Origin of the sequence: Pseudomonas sp. B21-023 (assembly GCF_024749165.1) — a bacterium.
In the GTDB taxonomy this organism is placed as follows: domain Bacteria; phylum Pseudomonadota; class Gammaproteobacteria; order Pseudomonadales; family Pseudomonadaceae; genus Aquipseudomonas.
This window is the reverse complement of sequence record NZ_CP087190.1, coordinates 4,780,642-4,801,694: the sequence shown is the minus strand read 5'-3', so window position 1 is coordinate 4,801,694 and position 21,053 is coordinate 4,780,642. Positions and strand designations below refer to the sequence as shown.

Below are 21,053 nucleotides of genomic sequence, written 5' to 3'. Positions count from 1 at the left end.
TTCGAACACTCTCTCTAGTGATTAAGGCCTCCTTCGGGTGGCCTTTTTTATGGCTGGGATTTGGATCCGGGCTGATGGCAAACAGTTCGAGAACTGCGTTGTGGCGGATATCGAGTACCTATGCAAGGTTCAAGTCGAGCGCTCTCAACCGTTATCCTTCCCTTGAGCATGCGCCGCCAATCGCTCCAGCGCCGCCTTGAGCTTCGGGTCACTGATTCCTTCCGCCGACCCTCGGATACTCTGAGCGGCAGTTTCCGAAAGCTCCGGCCCTTGCCCCTCGCGTTTGGCTGCCACCAGCGGCGGTTGCACCTTGAACAGTATGCGCGTCAGGTTGGCGAAGGCTTCCATGGCCATGAGCTGACGTTGCAGGCGTTTCTGCTGGTAGCGCAGGCGGGTCGCCCAATGGCCGTCGGTAACCACCAGCAACAACGTCCCTTCCTTCCAGGAAGCCACGTGGCAATGCTCGCGGGCGGCTGGCTGCAGCTGGCTTTCCAGCAGGCGCTGCAGGTGCTCCAGGCGTTCGGCCTGGTTCAGCAGCAGGCGCAGCGGGCGTGCCTTGCGCAGCAGGGCCGAGGGCGGGTGGGCGGAAGAGGGTTTGTAGGCCATGGAAGTTCGCGGCGGGTTGCTAGACCGGCAGTTTAACAGGCGCCGCCTGATCGCGGGGCAAGCCCGCTCCCACGCGACGTGCGAAAACGGCCATGCTGGCTGGGATCTTGATGCAAGTCATTCGCGATACGTTTCATCTGCGCGCACCTTGAACTTGCGCAAAAAGCCCTTATGTTAGTCAAGCCCCCTAAAAGCGCTGTGCCAGCATCGTGGAAATCCACCACTTTCCTCACCATCGTTTCCGGGTAGAATGCTCGTTCGCATGCGGCCTCTGGGCTGCACGGGCGACTCATGGGGCCGCCCTCCATCCCTACGTGTGGAAGATCCTGCCGATATGTTTGCGCCTTTGTTAAAAAAACTTTTTGGAAGCAAGAACGAGCGTGAAATCAAACGCATGCTCAAGACGGTGAGCACCGTCAATGCCTTCGAAGAGAAGATGGTGGCCCTCTCCGACGAGCAGCTGCGGAGCAAGACCGCAGAGTTCAAGGAGCGCCTGGCCAAAGGCGAAACGCTTGATCAACTGCTGCCTGAAGCCTTCGCCGTGGCCCGCGAGGCCGGCAAGCGCGTGATGGGCATGCGTCACTTTGATGTCCAGCTGATCGGCGGCATGACCTTGCACGAAGGCATGATCGCAGAAATGCGTACCGGTGAAGGCAAGACCTTGGTCGGTACCCTGGCCGTTTATCTCAACGCGCTGTCCGGCAAGGGCGTGCACGTGGTCACGGTGAACGATTACCTGGCCCGCCGCGACGCCAACTGGATGCGCCCGCTGTACGAGTTCCTCGGCCTGACCGTGGGCATCGTCTCGGCCTTCCAGCCACCGGAAGAGAAACGCGCCGCCTACGCCGCGGACATCACCTACGGCACCAACAACGAATTCGGTTTCGACTACCTGCGCGACAACATGGCGTTCAGCCAGGACGAGAAGTTCCAGCGTGAGCTGAACTTCGCGGTGATCGACGAAGTCGACTCGATCCTCATCGACGAAGCGCGTACCCCGCTGATCATCTCCGGCCAGGCCGAGGACAGCTCCAAGCTGTACATCGAGATCAACCGCCTGATCCCGCGCCTGACCCAGCACATCGAGGAAGTCGAAGGCCAGGTGACCCAAGAGGGTCACTACAGCATCGACGAGAAGAGCCGCCAGGTCGAACTGAACGAGGCCGGCCACCAGTTCATCGAGGACATGCTCACCCAATCCGGCCTGCTGGCCGAGGGCGAGAGCCTGTACTCCGCGCACAACCTGGGCCTGCTGACCCACGTCTACGCCGGCCTGCGGGCGCACAAGCTGTTCCATCGCAACGTCGAGTACATCGTCCAGGACGGCCAGATCCTCCTGATCGACGAGCACACCGGCCGCACCATGCCGGGCCGCCGCCTGTCCGAGGGCCTGCACCAGGCCATCGAGGCCAAGGAAAACCTGAACATCCAGGCCGAAAGCCAGACCCTGGCCTCGACCACCTTCCAGAACTACTTCCGCCTGTACACCAAGCTGTCCGGCATGACCGGTACCGCCGACACCGAGGCGTTCGAGTTCGCGCAGATCTATGCGCTCAACGTGATGGTCATCCCGCCGAACAAGCCGTTGGCGCGCAAGGACTTCAACGACCTGGTGTACCTGACCGCCGACGAGAAGTACGCGGCAATCATTGCCGACATCAAGGAAAGCATGGCCCAGGGCCGTCCTGTCCTGGTCGGCACCGCGACCATCGAAACCTCCGAGCACATGTCCAACCTGCTCAAGAAGGAAGGTATCGACCACAAGGTCCTGAACGCCAAGTACCACGAGAAAGAAGCCGAGATCATCGCGCAAGCCGGTGCGCCGGGTGCCCTGACCATCGCCACCAACATGGCCGGTCGTGGTACCGACATCCTGCTGGGCGGTAACTGGGAGGCCGAAGTCGCCGCCCTGGACAACCCGACCGCCGAGCAGATCGCCCAGATCAAGGCCGACTGGCAGAAGCGCCACCAGCAGGTGCTGGAGGCCGGCGGCCTGCACGTGATCGCCTCCGAGCGCCACGAATCGCGGCGTATCGACAACCAGCTGCGTGGCCGTGCCGGCCGTCAGGGCGATGCCGGCTCGAGCCGCTTCTACCTGTCGCTGGAAGACAGCCTGATGCGCATCTTTGCCTCCGACCGGGTGAAGAACTTCATGAAGGCGCTGGGCATGCAGTCCGGTGAGGCCATCGAGCACCGCATGGTTACCAACGCCATCGAGAAAGCGCAGCGCAAGGTCGAGGGTCGCAACTTCGATATCCGCAAGCAGTTGCTCGAATACGACGACGTGGCCAACGAACAGCGCAAGGTGATCTACCACATGCGCAACAGCCTGCTGGCGGCCGAGAACATCGGTGACACCATCGCCGAGTTCCGCCTGGAAGTGCTCGATGCCACCATCAGCCAGCACATCCCGCCGCAGTCGCTGCCCGAGCAGTGGGACGTGGCCGGCCTGGAGGCCTCGCTGTCCAGCGACTTCGCCATGAAGCTGCCGATCCAGCAGTGGCTCGACGAAGACGATCACCTCTACGAGGAGACCCTGCGCGAGAAGCTGCTCAAGGAAATCACCGACGCCTACAACGAGAAGGAAGACCAGGCCGGCATCGACGCCCTGCGTACCTTCGAGAAGCAGATCCTGCTGCGCGTGCTGGACGATCTGTGGAAAGACCACCTCTCGACCATGGACCACCTGCGCCACGGTATCCACCTGCGCGGCTATGCGCAGAAGAACCCCAAGCAGGAGTACAAGCGCGAATCCTTCACCCTGTTCCAGGAGCTGCTCGAGTCGATCAAGCGCGACACCATCCGCGTGCTGTCGCACGTTCAGGTCCGTCGCGAAGACCCGGTCGAGGAAGAAGCCCGTCTGCGCCGCGAGGCCGAGGAACTGGCCAGCCGCATGCAATTCCAGCACGCCGCCGCACCAGGCCTGGAAGGCGAGCAACTGGCCGAGGAGGGCGCTGAAGTCGCCGTCGCATCGGCCCCTGTGCGCAACGACATGAAGCTCGGTCGCAACGAGCCTTGCTGGTGTGGCTCGGGCAAGAAATTCAAGCATTGCCATGGTCAGATTGAATGATCTGAACCACCTGCAGTAACGTGACACATCCGGGGCCGCTTTGCGGCCCCGCTTTTTGTTCTCAACCGATTTATCTAGGAGCGCTCTAATGGCTGTTGGTCTTGGTCCCCTGCCCACCCTGCACCCGGTTCCCGGTTTCGAACTCGGTATCGCCTCGGCGGGCATCAAGCGCCCGGGGCGCAAGGATGTGGTGGTGATGCGCTGCGCCGAAGGCTCCAGCGTCGCCGGCGTGTTCACCCTCAACGCCTTCTGCGCGGCCCCGGTGATCCTCTCCAAGCAGCGCGTGCAGGGCACCGTGCGTTACCTGCTGACCAACACCGGCAACGCCAACGCCGGCACCGGCGCACCGGGCCTGGCCGCCGCCGAGCGCACCTGCGCCAGGCTGGCCGAACTGGCCGGCGTGCCGGCCGAGTCGGTCCTGCCGTTCTCCACCGGCGTGATCGGCGAGCCGCTGCCGGTCGAGAAGATCGAAGGCGCGCTGCAGGCCGCCCTGGACAACCTGTCGGAAAACAACTGGGCCGAAGCCGCCACCGGCATCATGACCACCGACACCCTGCCCAAGGGCGCCAGCCGTCAGTTCCAGTTCGACGGCAAGACCATCACCGTCACAGGCATCAGCAAGGGCGCGGGGATGATCCGCCCGAACATGGCCACCATGCTCGGCTACATCGCCACCGACGCCAAGGTCGCCCCGGCGGTGTTGAAGGACCTGATGCTCGACGGCGCCAACAAGTCGTTCAACCGCATCACCATCGACGGCGACACCTCGACCAACGACTGCTGCATGCTGATCGCCACCGGCAAGGCCGATGTGCCGGAAGTGACCGAGGCCAGCGGCGCGCTGTTCGAAGCACTGAAGCAAGCGGTGTTCGAAGTGTGCATGGAGGTGGCGCAGGCCATCGTCCGTGACGGCGAAGGCGCCACCAAGTTCGTCACCGTGCAGGTCAACGGTGGGGGCAACCACCAGGAATGCCTGGACGTTGGCTATGCCGTGGCCCACTCGCCGCTGATCAAGACCGCGCTGTTCGCCTCCGACCCCAACTGGGGCCGCATTCTCGCAGCTGTCGGTCGCGCCGGCGTGCCCGAACTGGATGTCAGCCTGATCGACGTGTATCTGGACAGCGTGTGCATCGCCAGCAAAGGCGGGCGCAGCCCGAGCTACACCGAGGCGCAGGGCTCGGCGGTGATGGCCCAGGAAGAGATCACCATCCGCATCGAGCTCGGCCGTGGCCAGTGCAGCGAAACCATCTGGACCACCGACCTGTCCCACGAGTACGTGAAGATCAACGCCGAATACCGCACCTGACCCATCGCGGGGCAAGCCCGCTCCCACGCACAGCTTGGTGGGAGCGGGCTTGCCCCGCGATTACCGCACACTGCCCGCAACATGGAGCCGAACCATGAGCTATCACCTGATCATCGGCGACAAGCTGTATTCCTCCTGGTCGCTACGCGGCGCCCTGGCCCTTGACCTGGCCGGCGTGCCTTACGAAGAAACCCTGATCAAACTCAACCAGCCCGATACCCGCCAGCGCCTGCTGGCGTTCTCGGCCACAGGCAAGGTGCCGCTGCTCAAGACCGAGCATGGCGTCATCGCTGACTCCCTGGCCATCGCCGAGTACCTCAACGAGCAGCATCCGCAAGCATGCCTGTGGCCGGACGACATCGCGGCCCGTGCCCAGGCGCGTTCGGCCTGTGCCCAGATGCACAGCGGCTTCTTCGCCCTGCGCGGCGCCATGCCGTTCGACCTGTCCCGCGACCAGGCGCTGGAAGGCGTGCCGCTGGATGTGCAGGTCGACATCGACCGCATGGTCGCCCTGTGGTCCGAGTGCCGCCTGGTGGCCAAAGATAGTGGCCCGTTCCTGTTTGGCCGGCCGACCCTGGCCGATGCCTTCTTCGCCCCGGTGGCCGTGCGCCTGCGCACCTACCGCGTCGAGGTGCCGGCCGAGGCCGCCGCCTATATCGAAACCATCTACCAGTGGCCGGCCTTCCAGGCCTGGCAGCAGGCTGGCCTGGCGGAGCGTGAAGGGTGAAGCGGATTCATGTAGTGGCAGCGGTCATCCGTGGTGCCGATGGTCGCATCCTGATCGCCCGTCGTGCGGATACTCAGCATCAAGGCGGCTTGTGGGAGTTCCCCGGCGGCAAGGTGGAAGCGGGGGAGGGCGTCGAAGCGGCGCTGGCCCGTGAGCTGCGCGAGGAACTGGGTATCGAGGTCACGGGTTCGCGCCCGCTGATCAAGGTCAGCCACGATTACCCGGACAAGCAGGTGTTGCTGGATGTGCGAGAGGTGGATGGCTTTACCGGTGAGCCACATGGGGCAGAAGGGCAGCCTTTGGCGTGGGTGGCTCCGCGTGACCTGGGCCAGTATGCGTTCCCCGAGGCCAACAAGCCGATCGTCGCCGCCGCGCGTTTGCCCGATCAATACCTGATCACCCCGGACGGTCTGGAAGTGCCCGAGTTGCTCAAGGGTATCCAGAAGGCCGTGGCCAGCGGTATCAGGCTGATCCAGTTACGGGCACCGGACATGTACGACCCGAAGTACCGCGATGTGGCGGTCGACGCGGTTGGCCTGTGCGCAGGCAAGGCGCAACTCATGCTCAAGGGGCCGCTGGAATGGCTGGGCGACTTCCCGTCGGCCGGCTGGCACCTGACCGCCGCGCAGTTGCGCAAGTACGCGGCCAAGGGCCGGCCATTCCCGAAGGAGCGCTGGCTGGCGGCGTCCTGCCACAGTGCCGAGGAGCTGGCATTGGCCGAGCAGATGGGGGTGGATTTCGTCACCCTGTCGCCGGTGCAGGCGACCCAGACGCATCCGGATGCCACACCGCTCGGTTGGGATGAGGCGCAGCGCTTGATCGGCACGATCAGCCGCCCGGTGTTCCTGTTGGGTGGGGTCGGGCCGGGTGAGCGGGAACAGGCGTGGGATGCCGGTGCTCAGGGCGTGGCGGGGATTCGGGCGTTCTGGCCCGAGATTTGAGTCACTCGTGAGAGGGACCGCTTTGCGGTCCTTTCGCCGGCAAGCCGGCTCCCACAGGTTCGCCACTGACCGAAGGTCGGCGATGTAACTGTGGGAGCCGGCTTGCCGGCGAAAGGGCTGCAAAGCAGCCCCGGCGATTTCAGCCCTGAGGCTTCTCGGCCGCCTGCCACAGTACTTCAGCAATGCCTTGCCGTCGCCCAATGATCCGCGCTGCCACGAACAACAGATCCGACAACCGGTTGATATACGCCAATCCCACCCCTTCCAGCGGCTCAATGGCATTCAACTGCTGACACCGCCGCTCCGCCGCCCGCGCCTGGCTGCGGCACACATGCGCCTGGGCCACCAGTGCCGACCCACCCGGCAGGATGAAGTTCTTCAGTGGCCCCAGCTCGTCGTTCCAGCGGTCAATCGCGGCCTCCAGGCGCTCCACTTCAATGCTGTTCAGCGCCTGGTAACTGGGCATCGCCAACTCGCCCCCCAGGTCGAACAGCCGATGCTGACAAGGCGCCAGCACCTCGATCAGCTCGCCCAACCCTGCCTCGGCCAGACCCGCCAGAAACACGCCAAGCTGGCTGTTGAGGCTGTCCACCTCGCCGATTGCCTCGACGCGCGGATGGTCCTTGGGCACTCGGCGCCCATCGCCCAGGCCGGTTTCACCTTTGTCGCCGGTGCGCGTATAGATCTTCGACAGGCGATAGCCCATGTCATGTCTCCGTGTTCAGGGGGGCCGGTTGGGCCTGGTTCAGGGGCAGGCGCAGGGTGAAGCAGGTGCCCTGGCCCGGGGTCGACTGTACTTCCATCTGCCCCTTGTGGTTGTTGGTGATGATGAAGTACGACACCGACAGGCCCAGGCCGGTGCCCTGGCCGATCTCCTTGGTGGTGAAGAACGGCTCGAAGGTGCGCTTGCGCACCGTCTCGGGCATGCCGACGCCGTTGTCCTCGACCTGGATTTCTGCCCAGGGCGGGTTGAGCCGGGTGCGCAAGGTGATACGCCCGGGCTCGCTGGGTTGCGGGCGCTGGTGGATGGCCTGGGCGGCGTTCTTCAACAGGTTCAGCAGCACCTGCTCCAGTTCGTTGGCGGTGCAGGGCACCGGCCCCAGCTGTGGGTCGAACTGGCGGACGATGGCCTGGCCCTTGAAGTCGAAGCCGATGGCCAGGTCGAAGTCGTTGCCGGCTATCTCCACCGCCTGGTCGATCAACGCCGGCAGGTCGCAAGGGGCGAGTTGACGGTTGCTGCGACGGCTGAAACTGAGCATGTGGGTAACGATCTTGGCGGCCCGTGCGCCGGCTTGCTGGATGCCGTCGAGCAACTGTGGCACTTCGCGGCTGTCCAGGTAGCGATTGACGGCCGGCAGGTCGATGCCCAGCTCGCTGGCTTGCTCCTGGTTGCGCGGCAGGTCCGGCGACAGGCGGCGGCGGATGTTCTGCACGTTGTGCAGGATCGCGCCCAGCGGGTTGTTGATTTCGTGGGCCATGCCGGCGGCCAGGCCGCCGACCGAGAGCATCTTCTCGGACTGCACCATCATTTCTTCCAGTGACAGACGCTGGGTGATGTCGTCGATACGGATCACCACGCCGCGTCCGCCACCGCCCATCAGCGGGTAGAAGGTCAGCGCGTAGTGGCGCAGGTCCTCGCCCTTGGGCCAGGTGACGCGCTCGACCTTGGCGACCCGGTGCTTCTCCACGCTCTCCTTGAGCTGCGGCAAGAACGGCTTGAGCGGCTCGAATGCGAGGAAGATCGGCTGGTTCAGCGCTTCGTCCAGCGGTGTCCCGGAGAGCACCGTGGCCTCGTGGTTCCACTGGGTGACGTAGAGCTGTTCGTCGAGGGCGATCAGCGCCGAGGGCATCGAGTCGATGATGCTGTTCAGGTAGTTCTGGAAACCGGTGAGTTTTTTCTCGATCTTGCTGCGCACCTGGACTTCCAGTTCCAGCTTACGGTTGGTATGGCGGGTTTCCTCGGCCAGGCCCTGGGCCTGGTCATAGGCATCCTGGAACTCGTCACGGGTGCGCTTGAGCTGCTGCTCGCGGGCTTCGATGCGCGACAGCATGGTATTGAACGCCTCGGCCAGGCCGCCGATTTCGTCGTCGTTGCCGCGCTGGGCGCGCAGGGCATAGCTTTCCTCGCGGGTGACCTGGCGGGTCAGTTCTTCGAGGCGATTGATCGGCAGGGTGATCAGGCGCTTGATCTGCCGGGCGATGAGCAGCCACAGCAGCACACTGAACACCAGGATGGCCAGGCTGGCGGAGAGGGTGCCGGTGTAGAACGCCGTGGGTAGTTCACTGCTGGCCACCAGCAGCAGGTGTGCGGGGGGCGCGGCGTTGCGTGGCAGGCGGATCAGCTGGGTACTGCGAAACTCCATCAGGCGCCAGCCATCGATGTTGCGGTAGCGCTTGGGCAGGCTCAGCGGCTCGCCATGTTGCAGTTGCGCCAGCAGGCGCCCGTCGCCGCCGTAGATGGCCGCCGCGCGCAATGGCGAGTAGCTGTCGAGCTCCTTCAGTAGCGCCGTGGCGGCTTCCGGCGAGTCGCCGGCCCGTGAGGACAGCTGCGGGTTGGACACCAGCTTGCCGATGGTCTGCAGGGCCTGGGGCGCCATGCTCTCCTGGGTGATCCAGTAAGCGGCGCTGATGAAGGCGAGGTTGGCCACCAGCAGGATGGTCACCAGCAGCACCAGCAAGGCCGCCAGCAGCTTCTGCCCGACCGGTAGGTTTTCCAGGCGTTGACGCAGGGTCATGGGTCTGAGGGGGTCCGTATCCGATGAATGGGCAGAATCAGTCGCTGCGCAGGCCACGCGCCTGCAGGTTATCGACCAGGCGCCGGTGCAGGTGTTCCAGTTGCGGCACTGCCAGGCCGTGTCGGCCAGCGGTGCGGCAGGCGTGGCCGAGCAGGTAGTGGACCTCGGTGCGCCGGCCATGGCGGACATCCTGGTACATGGAAGAGTAGTTGGCCGCGGTGGCCAGGATCACCCGCTGTACTTCCTCGTGCAGGTCGCTGGCCGCTTCGGGCTGGCCACAACGCTGCAGCAGGTTGACCAGTTCGTCGCACAGTGGGTCGACTTCGGTCAGGTACCCGAGCAGGCCGCCATTCTGGCAGTCGTGCAGTACCGTCAGCGGGTTGATCGCACAGTTGAGCGCCAGTTTGCGCCACAGGCGAGCAGGGATGTCGAGCGCCCACTGGGCCGGTATGCCGGCGTCGTGCAGGTCGTCGAACCAGGATGGCATGCCAGGGCTGGCCGGATCACCCAGCCAGTTGAAACCGTGGCCGGCAAAGCGAACCTGCCAGTCGGCTTCGCGGAACGCGCCCTCGGTGCTGGAGGCGAAGATGCAGCGGGCGTGGGGCACCTGCTCGGCAACCTCGTCCTGGCTGCCCAGGCCGTTCTGCAACAGTACCAGCTCGGCGCCATGGGCCAGCCTGGGGGCCAGGCGCGCCACGGCAGGCGCGGCGTCGTAGGCCTTGCAGGCGACCAGCAGGCGATGGATCGGGCCGGGCGCGTCGAAGCTCTCCGCAGGGATCGCATAGTGGTGCTGGGCATCCTGCTCCACCAGGGTCAGCCCGCCCTTGCGTTCATAGGCGGCCAGGCGCTGCTGGTCGCGCAGGATCACGCGGACCGCCTTGCCGGCGCGGGCCAGGCGACAGGCCCAGAGGCTGCCGAGGCTGCCGGCGCCGAGAATATGCCAGGTGCTGCTCATCTGCGTTTCGCAACCCGTTATAATGAGTCCGCATTTTAACCCCCTAACCCTGACGCGCTCCATCTTCAAGCTGAGCGCGCTGTTTTTTTATGGAGAACCCCATGCCTTCGTTCGACGTGGTATCGGAACTGGACAAGCACGAAGTCACCAACGCCGTGGACAACGCGGTGAAGGAACTGGACCGCCGCTATGACCTCAAGGGCAAGGGCAGCTTCGAGTTCAAGGACAAGGAGCAGACCGTGATGCTGACCGCCGAGGCCGAGTTCCAGCTCGAGTCGATGGTCGAAATCCTGCGTCTGGCTCTGGTCAAGCGCAAGATCGACGTCAAGTGCCTGGAAGTGAAGGACGCCTATCCGTCCGGCAAGGAGATGAAGCAGGAAGCCAAGTTCCGCGAAGGCATCGACAAGGAACTGGCGAAAAAGATCGTTGCCCACATCAAGGACGCCAAGCTCAAGGTCCAGGCCTCGATCCAGGGCGAGCAGGTACGCGTCACCGGCAAGAAACGTGACGACCTGCAGGAAGCCATCGCCGCGTTGCGCGCGAAGGAATTCGACATGCCGCTGCAGTTCAACAACTTCCGCGACTGATCGCACGGCGGCCCGGAACCTTGATGGCGCATTGATGTCCATCGGGGTCCGGGCCGCTGGCTTTGCGCTGCCCGCTTCACTGTGTACTTGCCGTTCGGCATCAGGAGATAAACATGGATTTGAACGCTGAAGTCGATCAGCTGGTTCGCCAATCGCAGACCTGGGTTCCCTTGATCATGGAGTACGGCAGCCGCCTGTTGCTGGCGCTGCTGACCCTGGCCATCGGCTGGTGGATCATCAACAAGCTCAGTGCCCGTCTTGGCAAGCTGGTGGGCCTGCGTGCCGACGCTGCGCTGCAGGGCTTCATCAGCACCCTGGCCAACATCGTGCTGAAGGTGCTGCTGATGGTCAGCGTGGCATCGATGATCGGTATCGAGACCACCTCGTTCGTCGCCGCCATCGGTGCCGCCGGCCTGGCCATCGGCCTGGCCTTGCAAGGCAGCCTGGCCAACTTCGCCGGCGGTGTGCTGATCCTGATGTTCCGTCCGTTCCGTATCGGTGACTGGATCGAGGCCCAAGGTGTCAGTGGCACCGTGGACAGCATCCAGATCTTCCACACCGTGCTGCGCACCGGCGACAACAAGACCGTGATCATGCCTAACGGCAGCCTCTCCAACGGCATCATCACCAACACCAACCGCCAGCCGACCCGCAAGGTGGTGTTCGACGTGGGTGTGGATTACGACGCCGACCTGCAGAAGGCGCGCAATGTACTGCTGGAGCTGGCCCAGGATCCGCGTGTGCTGCAGGACCCGGCGCCGCAGGCGGTTATTTCGACCCTGGGTGACAGCTCGATCACCGTGTCGCTGCGCATCTGGACCAAGACCGCCGACTACTGGGACGTGATGTTCATGCTCAACGAGCATGCCCGCGACCGGCTCAAGGCAGAAGGGATCGACATTCCGTTTCCGCAGCGAGTGATTCGCGTGGTGCAGGAGACCGTGGCGTAACATAAGCGTCCGCGAAATCGGGGCCGCTTCGCGCCCCATCGCCGGCAAGCCGGTTCCCACAGGGTCAATGGTCAACCTGTGGGAGCCGGCTTGCCGGCGATGGGGCGCGAAGCGGCCCTGTTTTTTACACTTGTTCACAGCCAGGCGCTGCCATATCTGGCATACACCCTGATCTTGCCTGCCAACCCGATGTTCGCCATGAAACCTCTGCTGTATATCACCCCCCTGCGCGCCTTGCTGTTCGGCCTGACCCTGGCGCTGTTCGAACTGTTGACCTACCTGGCCAGCGACGCGGTCATGCCCGCCATGCCGGTAGTGGTCGGCGATCTCCAGGCCAGCCCCGAATACATTCCCCATGCCCTCAACCTCTACCTGCTGGGTGGCGTGCTGCTGCAGTGGCTGATCGGCCCGTTGGCCGACCGCTATGGCCGGCGCCCGCTGTTGCTGGGGGGCTGTGTGTTCTTCGGGCTGGCGTGCCTGGCGGCCTTCTGGGCACAGGATATCGGTGTGTTCAACCTGTTGCGGCTGTTGCAGGGCATCGGCCTGGGCTTCGTGGTCACGGTCAGCTATCCGGCGCTCAACGAGGCGTTCAGCGAGGCCGACGCGGTGCGCGTGATGGCGCTGCTGGCCAACATCGCGCTGCTGTCGCCGTTGCTTGGCCCGCTGGTGGGCACCTTGATGCTGCAGTGGCTGGACTGGCGCTGGCTATTCGTGGCCTTCGCCGCCGGCGCGGTGCTGTGTTGGCTGCTGCTCTACCGGCTGATGCCGGAAACCCTGGGCGTGGAGCGCCGCGACGGTTCGCGCCTGCCGTTCACGCCCATCCACCTGCTGCCATTGCTGGCGGGTTACGGTCAGTTGCTGGGCAACCGTCGTTTCGTGGCCGGTAGCGCGGCGCTGGGGCTGGTGGGGTTGCCCCTTATCGGCTGGATCGGCCTGTCACCTGTGCTGCTGATCCATGATGAAGGTCTGAGCACGATGGAATACGCATTGTGGCAACTGCCGGTGTTCGGCGGGTTGATCCTGGGCAACCTGATCATCAACCGCATCGCCGATCGCTACCCGCTGCCGGCGTTGGTGCGTGGCGCCCTGTGGCCTTACCTGGCGGGCCTGGCGCTGATGGTTGCGGCCACCTGGTTCTGGCCGACGGTGACCAGTGTGGTGGCCGGCATGTCGCTGTACGCGCTGGGCCTGGGCGTCGCCAACGCGGTGCTGTACCGCATGACGCTGTTCTCCAGCGAGCAGAGCAAGGGCCTGGTATCGGCGATGCTGGGGATGATCACCATCGCCTTGCTGGGCCTGGGCGGCGCGGTGTTGGCGATGCTGGGTGCCGGGGCCAGCCTGATGCATTTTGCCCTGGCCGCGGGCGTGGCGGGTGCGTTGGCGCTGTGGCCGTTGTGGTTCGTGATCGGCAGGCGCCCTGCGGTGGTTGCAGGCTAGACGCATCGCGGGGCAAGCCCGCTCCCACGCAGCGCTCAAAGAAAGTATGCGTGGGAGCGGGCTTGCCCCGCGATAAGGCCGATGATGGCTTAGTGTTGTTCAGCTGCCGGGCTCTCCACCGGCGCCGGCTTTCCCCGACCGACTTCCTGGCGCCAGTGCAGCGCGATCAGCACCAGCGTCGGCACGCCCAGCAGGGCGGTGACCAGGAAGAAGTCGTGATAGCCGAATTTCTCCACCATGACCCCGGAATAGCCGCCGATCAGGCGCGGCAGCAGCAGCATGATCGAGCTGAGCAGGGCGTACTGGGTGGCCGAGAACTTCAGGTTGGTCAGGCTCGACAGGTAGGCGACGAAGGCCGAGGTGGCGAGCCCCGAACTGAAGTTGTCCAGCGAAATGGTGACCACCAGCATTTCCAGGTTCGGGCCCATGTCGGCCAGCATCAGGAACAGGATGTTGGTGGCCGCCGAGGCCGCGCCGCCGATGAACAGGATCGGCAGGATGCCGAAGCGCACGATCAGCAGGCCGCCGGCGCCAGCGCCGACCAGGGTCATGATCAGGCCGAAGATCTTGCTGACGCTGGCGATCTGGTCCTTGGTGAAGCCCATGTCGATGTAGAACACGTTGGCCATCACGCCCATCACCGTATCCGACATGCGGTAGGTGGCGATCAGCCCGAGCAGCAGCAGGGCCTGCCAGCGATAGCGCACGATGAAGTCGTTGACCGGCGTGAGCACCGGCGCCAGGCCGCGACGGCCAAGGGACGACAGGCACGCCCAGGTCAGCAGCACATAGAGGATCAGGCGCAGGAAGGCGCGGTCTTCGAGCAGCAGGTCGAGCAGGGTCGCGTCGCCGAACGCCACGCTGCCCCAGTCGGTGTTGAACATCTGGGTGAAACTGGCCGGTACCGAGACCAGCAGGATGATCAGCACGAACACCGACGCCAACTGGTGCATCAAGCCATAGCGTGCGGCCGACAGCTGGGTACGCAGGGGGACGGGTGGCTCACGCATCACCAGGGTGGTGAACACCGCCGGCAGCATCAGCACGCCGAAGAGTACGTAGGTGCCGGTCCAGGCTTCGTGCAGGTAGCTGAAACCGGTGGAGCCGAACCACTCGGCGAAGAACAGCGCACCGGCGGTGGCAAGCAGGGCGGCGACCCGGTAGCCGGCCATGTAGCTGGCAGCCAGGGCAGCCTGGCGCTGGTCGTCGGCGATCTCCAGGCGATAGGCGTCGACGGCGATGTCCTGGGTCGCCGAGGCGAAGGCCACCAGTACCGCCAGGGCGACCAGCCACGACAGGTGTTTCTGCGGGTCGCAGAAGCCCATGCCGACCAGCCCGAGCACCACCAGCAGTTGCGACAGCAGCAGCCAGGAACGGCGCCGGCCCATGCCGCCGAGCAGCGGCAGGCGCCACTGGTCGAGCAGCGGCGACCAGACCCATTTGAACGCGTAGGCGAGGCCGATCAGGCTGGCATAGCCGATGGTCTCGCGGGCCACGCCGGCTTCGCGCAGCCAAACCGACAGCGTCGAGAACACCAGCATGTACGGCAGGCCGGCGGCGAATCCGAGCAGCAAAAGCACCAGAGTTGACGGGCTGGCATAGGCAGCGAGCGCAGCGCGCCAGGTTTTACGGGGCATGGGCCAACATCTGCCTCAAGGTTTGCGAAAACAAAGCGCGCACTCTAACCGCTGTGCTCCATCGGACGCCAGCCATGGCGCGCCATATCCACACGATTATTGGCCACATTCACGCCTTCTGCGCGCAGCCGGGCGCGTTGTTCGTCGCCCGACGGCGTGCCCAGGGCCAGGCTCAGTCTGCCGCCGGCGCCCAGTACCCGGTGCCAGGGCAGGCGGGTGTCCTGGGGTAGCTGCGACAGTGTGCGCCCGACCCAGCGCGCCGCACGGCCAAGGCCTGCAAGCTCGGCCAGTTGCCCGTAGCTGACGACCTTTCCCGGTGGTACCTGGCCAAGGACGGAATAAAGCGCCATTCGTCGGGCTTGTGCATCTTGCGCAACGGCCGGATCGAGGGCGGACATCAGAGGATCCCTGTGCTGCGGATGAAACCGGACAGAAGGGTGCAGCAAATGCGAGTGGAACTCATCGGCATGGTCTGGGTCTGTCCTTGCTCAGGTTGTCGGTATCTGGATAATGCCCGGCTTTTTCGTCGAATCGAACCCATATTGCGCTTATGTCTTCTAGAACCCTGCTGTGCCTCATCGCTGCGTCCCTTTGTACGCCCGTGCTCGCCGACACCGTGTGGATGAAGAACGGTGACCGCCTGAGCGGCAAGATCAAAGTCTTCGACGGCGGCAAGCTGCTGTTGGAGACCCCCTATGGCGGTTCGATCGCCCTGGACTGGAAACAGGTGCAGACGCTGGAAAGCGATCAGGAACTGCTGGTCAAGCAAGATGCCTACAGCGGCGAAAAGGCCAAGGCGCTGAAGGCCGCCGAACCCGGCAAGGTGACCCTGGCCAACGGCGAGGCACCGAAGACCGTCGAGCTGGCCAGCATCGAGCAGATCATGAAGCCGCGTCCTGTGCTCGAGGATTTCCTGTGGAAGGGCAACGTCGATGTGGCGATGGACTACAAGCGCGCCGAGAACAACACCGACGACTATGACGTCAGCTTCAAGACCACCGCCCGCCATGGCCGCTGGCGGCACAACGCCGAGGGCGAATACAACCGCGAGACCAAGGACGACGTCACCACCACCAACAACTGGAGCGCCGAGTACGCGCTGGATCGCTTCATAACCGAGAAGTGGTTCTGGCAGGGGCGCCTGGAATACAAGCGCGACCATATCGAGGATCTGGCCCGCCAGCGTACCGTCGGTACCGGCCCGGGCTACCAGTTCTGGGATGACGAGCTCGGCGCGTTCTCGCTGGGTTCGCTGATCAACCGCACCGACTTCGAGTACCGCGACGGTGGCAAGGACAACTTCTATTCCGCTGCGGTGAAGTGGGACTACAACCGTTACCTGATCGGCAAGAAGGTCGAATTCTTCACCAATGGCGAATTCGGCAAGCCGTTGGGCGGCGTGGCCGACTACTCGCTCGATGCCGAGATGGGCCTGCGCTACAAGGTGACCGAGTGGGCTTCGCTCAACCTCAAGGCGGAAAAGGACCTGATCAAGGGCACCCGCGACAGCGACCTGGACAAGACCCGCTATACCGCCGGTTTCGGCGTTACCTGGTAGATCGCAGGGGCGCTGCGCGCCCCATCGCCGGCAAGCCGGCTCCCACAGGGGCACTTCGACTCCTGTGGGAGCCGGCGATGGTCTGCGCAGCATACCCAGTGGCAGTGGTGGGTGATAATGCTTATCTTGTCACCCATCCAGTCCGCCGCCAGGAGCCCTACAGTGAGTACCAACGCCCTTCGCCCCGCCCGGGAACTGCTGCTCAAGGAATACCGCGGCGTCCTCTCCACGCATTCCAAATCGATGCCCGGTTTCCCCTTCGGCTCGGTGGTGCCGTATTGCCTCGACGCCGACGGCCATCCGCTGATCCTCATCAGCCGCATCGCCCAGCACACCCACAACCTGCAGAAAGACCCCAAGTGTTCGCTGCTGGTAGGTGAGCGCGACGCCGAAGATGTCCAGGCAGTCGGACGCCTGACGGTGATGGCCCAGGCGCGCAAACTCACTGACGATGCCGCCATCGAGGCTGCTGCAAGCCGGTACTACCGGTATTTCCCCGAATCTGCGAACTACCACAAGGCCCACGATTTCGACTTCTGGGTGCTTGAGCCGGTACGCCACCGTTACATCGGTGGTTTCGGCGCGATCCACTGGCTCGATCAGGTGACGTTGGCCAATCCGTTTGCGGGCCAGGTCGAAAAAAGCATGATTGAGCATATGAATGACGACCATGCCAATGCCATTGAACACTATGTAAAACTGTCGGGGCTGCCGCGCTCGGCGCACATGGTCGGTATCGACAGCGAGGGCATGCACCTGCGTATTGGTCAGGGCATTTACTGGCTGCCTTTCCCAACTACTTGCAATACGCCGACACAAGTCCGCGAGGCTCTGGTTTTGCTGGCGCGCGCTGAAAAATGGCCGGATGCGACGCAAGTCGAGGGTTGAAAACAGGCGTCGAGGCATCCATCTGATGGTCTTACAGGAAGATTCTCTTCCGTCGAGGAACCCTTGATGCGTGCTTTTCTACTGTTGTTTCTTATTTTTCCTGTGCTGGAGCTGTTCGTCTTCGTCAAGGTCAGCGCCGCCATTGGCTTCTTCCCAGCGTTGCTGCTGATCATCGCCGGTTCCGCCCTGGGTGTGCTGGTGATGCGCGTGGCCGGCCTGGCTACCGCCCTGCGTGCCCGGGAGAGCCTGCAGCGCGGCGAACTGCCAGCCGAGGACATGTTCCAGGGCTTGATGCTCACCGTCGGTGGCGGCCTGTTGCTGCTGCCGGGTTTCATCAGTGACGTGCTGGGCCTGCTGTGCCTGCTGCCGTTCACCCGCCGCCTGGTGGCCGGCCGTCTGCGCCGCCGCGCCGAAGAGCAGGCCCTGCGTCAGCGGGCGTTCCAGGATGATCCGTTCCAGGCCCAGCCCCGCGATGACGGCCACCGTCCGAACGTGATCGAGGGCGAGTACGAGCGTCGCGACAAGTAATGCCGAGGGAGGACCGCGGGCTTGGTCGGCGATGGCTGACGCTGTCGCGGGCCAAGCCTGCTCTCACGATGGCGTGGTGAAAAAATTTCCTTTCAAGCCTTGTAATCGATTTTGCCGGCCTCATGTATGTGGTCACCGCAAGGTTTCTGGTGGCGACACCAGACATGACACAGGTGGTTCGCCCTTTGCGAGCCACCCCCCGGCAACGCCGGATCGAATCAACCCGCCGGTGCTGACACCGGCCGATGAAAACCACAATTTGGGAGAGATCGACAATGAAGCTTCGTCCTCTGCATGACCGCGTCGTCATCCGTCGCAGCGAAGAAGAATCGAAAACCGCTGGCGGTATCGTCCTGCCGGGTTCGGCCGCTGAAAAACCAAACCGCGGTGAAGTCGTTGCCGTCGGCACCGGTCGCATCCTGGACAACGGCGAAGTACGCGCGCTGGCCGTGAAAGTGGGTGACAAAGTGGTTTTCGGCCCTTACTCGGGCAGCAACACCGTGAAAGTCGATGGCGAAGACCTGCTGGTAATGGCCGAGAACGAAATCCTCGCTGTTATCGAAGGCTGATTTCCCCGACTTCCCGTTACTCCAAAGAATTCCAAGGATTAAACGATCATGGCTGCTAAAGACGTAAAATTCGGCGATTCCGCCCGTAAGAAAATGCTGGTTGGTGTCAACGTTCTGGCTGACGCGGTAAAAGCGACCCTGGGCCCGAAAGGCCGTAACGTGGTCCTGGCCAAGAGCTTCGGCGCGCCGACCATCACCAAGGACGGCGTTTCCGTCGCCAAAGAGATCGAGCTCAAAGACGCTTTCGAGAACATGGGCGCCCAGCTGGTCAAGGAAGTTGCTTCCAAGGCCAACGACGCTGCCGGTGACGGCACCACCACCGCTACCGTCCTGGCCCAGGCCATCGTCAACGAAGGCCTGAAAGCCGTCGCTGCCGGCATGAACCCGATGGACCTCAAGCGCGGCATCGACAAGGCCACCGCCGCCGTCGTCGCCGAGCTGAAGAACCTGTCCAAGCCATGCGCCGATTCCAAGGCCATCGCCCAGGTAGGCACCATCTCCGCCAACTCCGACAACTCCATCGGTGAAATCATCGCCGAAGCCATGGAAAAAGTCGGCAAGGAAGGCGTGATCACCGTTGAAGAAGGCTCGGGCCTGGAAAACGAACTGTCCGTCGTCGAAGGCATGCAGTTCGACCGCGGCTACCTGTCGCCGTACTTCGTCAACAAGCCGGACACCATGGTTGCCGAGCTGGAAGGCGCCCTGCTGCTGCTGGTCGACAAGAAGATCTCCAACATCCGTGAGCTGCTGCCAGTTCTGGAAGCCGTTGCCAAGGCCGGCCGTCCGCTGCTGATCGTTGCCGAGGACGTCGAAGGCGAAGCCCTGGCTACCCTGGTGGTCAACAACATGCGCGGCATCGTCAAGGTCGCCGCGGTCAAGGCGCCAGGCTTCGGCGATCGCCGCAAGGCCATGCTGCAGGACATCGCTGTCCTGACCGGCGGCACCGTGATCTCCGAAGAGATCGGCCTGTCCCTGGAAACCGCCACCCTGGAGCACCTGGGTAACGCCAAGCGCGTCATCCTGTCCAAGGAAAACACCACCATCATCGACGGTGCTGGCGAAGAGTCCGACATCCAGGCTCGCGTCACCCAGATCCGTGCCCAGGTTGCCGACACCACTTCGGACTACGACCGTGAGAAGCTGCAAGAGCGCCTGGCCAAACTGGCTGGCGGTGTTGCCGTGATCAAGGTCGGTGCCGGCACCGAAGTCGAGATGAAAGAGAAGAAAGCCCGCGTCGAAGACGCCCTGCACGCCACCCGCGCAGCCGTTGAAGAAGGCGTGGTGCCTGGCGGTGGTGTTGCCCTGGTACGCGCCCTGGCTGCCATCGTTGACCTCAAAGGCGACAACGAAGACCAGAACGTCGGTATTGCCCTGCTGCGTCGCGCTGTCGAAGCGCCGCTGCGCCAGATCACTGCCAACGCCGGCGACGAGCCAAGCGTTGTCGCTGACAAGGTCAAGCAAGGTTCGGGTAACTTCGGTTACAACGCCGCTACCGGCGAGTACGGCGACATGATCGAGATGGGCATCCTGGACCCAGCCAAGGTCACCCGTTCGGCCCTGCAAGCCGCAGCTTCGATCGGCGGTCTGATGATCACCACCGAAGCCATGGTTGCCGACCTGCCGGAAGACAAGCCAGCTGCTGGCATGCCTGACATGGGCGGCATGGGTGGCATGGGCGGCATGATGTAAGCCAGCCTTACCCCCGGTACCAAGAAGAAGCCCCGCCTAGTGCGGGGCTTTTTCGTTTGCCAGATTTGCCCCGCGATGGTTAATCAGGCAGCGCTGTGTTCGGCCGCTGGTGTTTCGCAGCGGTTTCGGCGATACAGCACCAGGTAGTACGACCCCAGCCCGATCAGCCAGCAGAACACCGCCGTCCATACGTTGTGCGACAGGAAGTGCGCGCCCTGCATCATCCGCCCGATCGACAGCACCGAGCCGGCCACGAAGGCCACTGCCAGCGCGACCCGTGCCATGCGGGGCTTGCGGTCACGCAGCATGAAGAACAGGCCAAACAGGCAGAACCCGGTCGCCGCATGCCCTCCGGGCCAGCACAGCCCCGGCTTGTCGGTAGCCGGGCGGGCTTCGAGCAACTTGCTGTAGGTCTCCTTGCCACCGAACTGCGTCAGGCTCCACGGGCATTGCACCTGGGTCACCTTCTTCAGTGGCGTGACGAAGGCCGTCGACAGCGCCAGCGCCAGTACCAGGCAGCCCAACTCGCGGCGCCAGCCCAGCAGCCGGCTCCAGAAGAAGCTCAGGGCGAACCCGGCCACTGCCAGTAGACCGAACAGGATCACACCCTGCTTGACGCGGTCATGCAGGATATTCTCCAGCACATAGCTGTGGCGGCCGATGAACGCGCCGGCGGCCGGGTCGTAGAACAGGTTGGCCAGGTCCATGTCCAGCGAGGTCCACTCCAGCAGGACCAGGGTCACGACAGTGATGAATGGGATGCCCAGGTACAGCCAAAAATTGATCGGGCGAGGGGGGACGCTAGCCTGCATGGTGACTCCAGAAGGTGTAAGAAACGGGGCATTGTCGTTGGGCCGCTATCCTGTGTTC

At 63.8% G+C, this 21,053-nt stretch carries 19 protein-coding genes; 12 read left to right on the top strand and 7 right to left on the bottom strand.

The genetic code is table 11. The features are described from left to right. Positions 1-144 precede the first annotated feature (144 nt). Positions 145-606, bottom strand: a complete 462-nt coding sequence (locus LOY42_RS21670) for a DUF721 domain-containing protein (RefSeq protein ID WP_110700451.1) — start codon at positions 604-606, stop codon at positions 145-147. A gap of 334 nt (positions 607-940) precedes the next feature. Here LOY42_RS21670 and secA point away from each other — a divergent pair, with 334 nt between their 5' ends. The 4 genes from secA to LOY42_RS21650 all read left to right on the top strand — a co-directional run bounded on the left by secA (position 941) and on the right by LOY42_RS21650 (position 6,650). Continuing rightward, positions 941-3,676, top strand: a complete 2,736-nt coding sequence (gene secA, locus LOY42_RS21665) for a preprotein translocase subunit SecA (protein WP_111531711.1) — start codon at positions 941-943, stop codon at positions 3,674-3,676. A gap of 88 nt (positions 3,677-3,764) precedes the next feature. Next, positions 3,765-4,982, top strand: coding sequence for a bifunctional glutamate N-acetyltransferase/amino-acid acetyltransferase ArgJ (gene argJ / locus LOY42_RS21660; protein ID WP_102682680.1), 1,218 nt, complete (start codon positions 3,765-3,767; stop codon positions 4,980-4,982). A gap of 94 nt (positions 4,983-5,076) precedes the next feature. Continuing rightward, the gene (locus tag LOY42_RS21655; RefSeq protein ID WP_139668794.1) at positions 5,077-5,709 is read left to right on the top strand and encodes a glutathione S-transferase family protein; all 633 of its coding nucleotides are present in this window, start codon (positions 5,077-5,079) and stop codon (positions 5,707-5,709) included. Then, positions 5,706-6,650: a Nudix family hydrolase gene (locus LOY42_RS21650; protein ID WP_102682682.1), complete on the top strand. Its 945-nt coding sequence runs from the start codon at positions 5,706-5,708 to the stop codon at positions 6,648-6,650. The genes LOY42_RS21655 and LOY42_RS21650 overlap by 4 nt, the downstream gene beginning before the upstream one ends. A 139-nt stretch (positions 6,651-6,789) precedes the next feature. Here the strand turns inward: LOY42_RS21650 and LOY42_RS21645 are convergent, their stop codons facing one another. From LOY42_RS21645 to LOY42_RS21635, 3 genes are read right to left on the bottom strand one after another with little or no spacing between them, the layout of a single operon-like run. After that, on the bottom strand, positions 6,790-7,356 hold the full coding sequence (locus tag LOY42_RS21645; protein ID WP_139668796.1) for a cob(I)yrinic acid a,c-diamide adenosyltransferase: 567 nt from the start codon (positions 7,354-7,356) through the stop codon (positions 6,790-6,792). 1 nt (position 7,357) lies between these two features. Then, positions 7,358-9,385, bottom strand: coding sequence for an ATP-binding protein (locus LOY42_RS21640; protein WP_102682684.1), 2,028 nt, complete (start codon positions 9,383-9,385; stop codon positions 7,358-7,360). A 37-nt stretch (positions 9,386-9,422) separates the two neighbouring features. After that, positions 9,423-10,340, bottom strand: coding sequence for a putative 2-dehydropantoate 2-reductase (locus LOY42_RS21635; protein WP_139668798.1), 918 nt, complete (start codon positions 10,338-10,340; stop codon positions 9,423-9,425). 101 nt (positions 10,341-10,441) lie between these two features. Here LOY42_RS21635 and LOY42_RS21630 point away from each other — a divergent pair, with 101 nt between their 5' ends. From LOY42_RS21630 to LOY42_RS21620, 3 genes are all read left to right on the top strand, one after another. Further along, positions 10,442-10,927: a YajQ family cyclic di-GMP-binding protein gene (locus LOY42_RS21630; protein ID WP_139668800.1), complete on the top strand. Its 486-nt coding sequence runs from the start codon at positions 10,442-10,444 to the stop codon at positions 10,925-10,927. 113 nt (positions 10,928-11,040) lie between these two features. Beyond that, positions 11,041-11,877 carry a mechanosensitive ion channel family protein gene (locus tag LOY42_RS21625; protein ID WP_023631294.1) on the top strand — a complete coding sequence of 279 codons (837 nt, stop codon included), beginning with the start codon at positions 11,041-11,043 and terminating at the stop codon, positions 11,875-11,877. A gap of 198 nt (positions 11,878-12,075) precedes the next feature. Continuing rightward, on the top strand, positions 12,076-13,314 hold the full coding sequence (locus tag LOY42_RS21620) for an MFS transporter (RefSeq protein ID WP_258599191.1): 1,239 nt from the start codon (positions 12,076-12,078) through the stop codon (positions 13,312-13,314). A gap of 89 nt (positions 13,315-13,403) precedes the next feature. Here the strand turns inward: LOY42_RS21620 and LOY42_RS21615 are convergent, their stop codons facing one another. Beyond that, on the bottom strand, positions 13,404-14,951 hold the full coding sequence (locus tag LOY42_RS21615; RefSeq protein WP_102682686.1) for an AmpG family muropeptide MFS transporter: 1,548 nt from the start codon (positions 14,949-14,951) through the stop codon (positions 13,404-13,406). 44 nt (positions 14,952-14,995) lie between these two features. Continuing rightward, complete coding sequence (locus tag LOY42_RS21610; protein ID WP_139668802.1) at positions 14,996-15,349, bottom strand: MGMT family protein; 354 nt, start codon at positions 15,347-15,349, stop codon at positions 14,996-14,998. A gap of 152 nt (positions 15,350-15,501) precedes the next feature. Between LOY42_RS21610 and LOY42_RS21605 the strand changes: the two genes are divergently transcribed. From LOY42_RS21605 to groL, 5 genes are all read left to right on the top strand, one after another. Then, a complete protein-coding gene (locus LOY42_RS21605) occupies positions 15,502-16,509 on the top strand; it encodes a DUF481 domain-containing protein (RefSeq protein ID WP_102682688.1) in 1,008 nt (335 codons plus the stop codon). A gap of 162 nt (positions 16,510-16,671) precedes the next feature. Continuing rightward, positions 16,672-17,397, top strand: a complete 726-nt coding sequence (locus LOY42_RS21600) for a HugZ family protein (RefSeq protein WP_139668804.1) — start codon at positions 16,672-16,674, stop codon at positions 17,395-17,397. A gap of 66 nt (positions 17,398-17,463) precedes the next feature. Continuing rightward, entirely contained in the window at positions 17,464-17,925 is a 462-nt protein-coding gene (locus LOY42_RS21595) for an FxsA family protein (RefSeq protein ID WP_102682690.1), read from the top strand. 275 nt (positions 17,926-18,200) lie between these two features. After that, on the top strand, positions 18,201-18,494 hold the full coding sequence (locus tag LOY42_RS21590) for a co-chaperone GroES (RefSeq protein WP_003260750.1): 294 nt from the start codon (positions 18,201-18,203) through the stop codon (positions 18,492-18,494). 48 nt (positions 18,495-18,542) lie between these two features. After that, on the top strand, positions 18,543-20,183 hold the full coding sequence (groL, locus tag LOY42_RS21585; RefSeq protein WP_046856989.1) for a chaperonin GroEL: 1,641 nt from the start codon (positions 18,543-18,545) through the stop codon (positions 20,181-20,183). 83 nt (positions 20,184-20,266) lie between these two features. Here groL and LOY42_RS21580 read toward each other — a convergent pair whose 3' ends face one another. Continuing rightward, positions 20,267-20,995, bottom strand: coding sequence for a phosphatase PAP2 family protein (locus LOY42_RS21580; RefSeq protein ID WP_198754386.1), 729 nt, complete (start codon positions 20,993-20,995; stop codon positions 20,267-20,269). Positions 20,996-21,053: the final 58 nt, after the last annotated feature.

Excerpts from the sequence above, each read along its gene's own strand:
- LOY42_RS21645 (WP_139668796.1), bottom strand. The coding sequence starts at position 7,356 with ATGGGCTATCGCCTGTCGAAGATCTATACGCGCACCGGCGACAAAGGT.
- LOY42_RS21595 (WP_102682690.1), top strand. The coding sequence starts at position 17,464 with ATGCGTGCTTTTCTACTGTTGTTTCTTATTTTTCCTGTGCTGGAGCTG.
- LOY42_RS21615 (WP_102682686.1), bottom strand. The coding sequence starts at position 14,951 with ATGCCCCGTAAAACCTGGCGCGCTGCGCTCGCTGCCTATGCCAGCCCG.
- LOY42_RS21655 (WP_139668794.1), top strand. The coding sequence starts at position 5,077 with ATGAGCTATCACCTGATCATCGGCGACAAGCTGTATTCCTCCTGGTCG.
- argJ (WP_102682680.1), top strand. The coding sequence starts at position 3,765 with ATGGCTGTTGGTCTTGGTCCCCTGCCCACCCTGCACCCGGTTCCCGGT.
- LOY42_RS21640 (WP_102682684.1), bottom strand. The coding sequence starts at position 9,385 with ATGACCCTGCGTCAACGCCTGGAAAACCTACCGGTCGGGCAGAAGCTG.
- LOY42_RS21625 (WP_023631294.1), top strand. The coding sequence starts at position 11,041 with ATGGATTTGAACGCTGAAGTCGATCAGCTGGTTCGCCAATCGCAGACC.
- LOY42_RS21605 (WP_102682688.1), top strand. The coding sequence starts at position 15,502 with ATGTCTTCTAGAACCCTGCTGTGCCTCATCGCTGCGTCCCTTTGTACG.
- groL (WP_046856989.1), top strand. The coding sequence starts at position 18,543 with ATGGCTGCTAAAGACGTAAAATTCGGCGATTCCGCCCGTAAGAAAATG.
- LOY42_RS21670 (WP_110700451.1), bottom strand. The coding sequence starts at position 606 with ATGGCCTACAAACCCTCTTCCGCCCACCCGCCCTCGGCCCTGCTGCGC.
- LOY42_RS21620 (WP_258599191.1), top strand. The coding sequence starts at position 12,076 with ATGAAACCTCTGCTGTATATCACCCCCCTGCGCGCCTTGCTGTTCGGC.
- LOY42_RS21580 (WP_198754386.1), bottom strand. The coding sequence starts at position 20,995 with ATGCAGGCTAGCGTCCCCCCTCGCCCGATCAATTTTTGGCTGTACCTG.
- LOY42_RS21635 (WP_139668798.1), bottom strand. The coding sequence starts at position 10,340 with ATGAGCAGCACCTGGCATATTCTCGGCGCCGGCAGCCTCGGCAGCCTC.
- LOY42_RS21590 (WP_003260750.1), top strand. The coding sequence starts at position 18,201 with ATGAAGCTTCGTCCTCTGCATGACCGCGTCGTCATCCGTCGCAGCGAA.
- LOY42_RS21610 (WP_139668802.1), bottom strand. The coding sequence starts at position 15,349 with ATGTCCGCCCTCGATCCGGCCGTTGCGCAAGATGCACAAGCCCGACGA.
- secA (WP_111531711.1), top strand. The coding sequence starts at position 941 with ATGTTTGCGCCTTTGTTAAAAAAACTTTTTGGAAGCAAGAACGAGCGT.
- LOY42_RS21630 (WP_139668800.1), top strand. The coding sequence starts at position 10,442 with ATGCCTTCGTTCGACGTGGTATCGGAACTGGACAAGCACGAAGTCACC.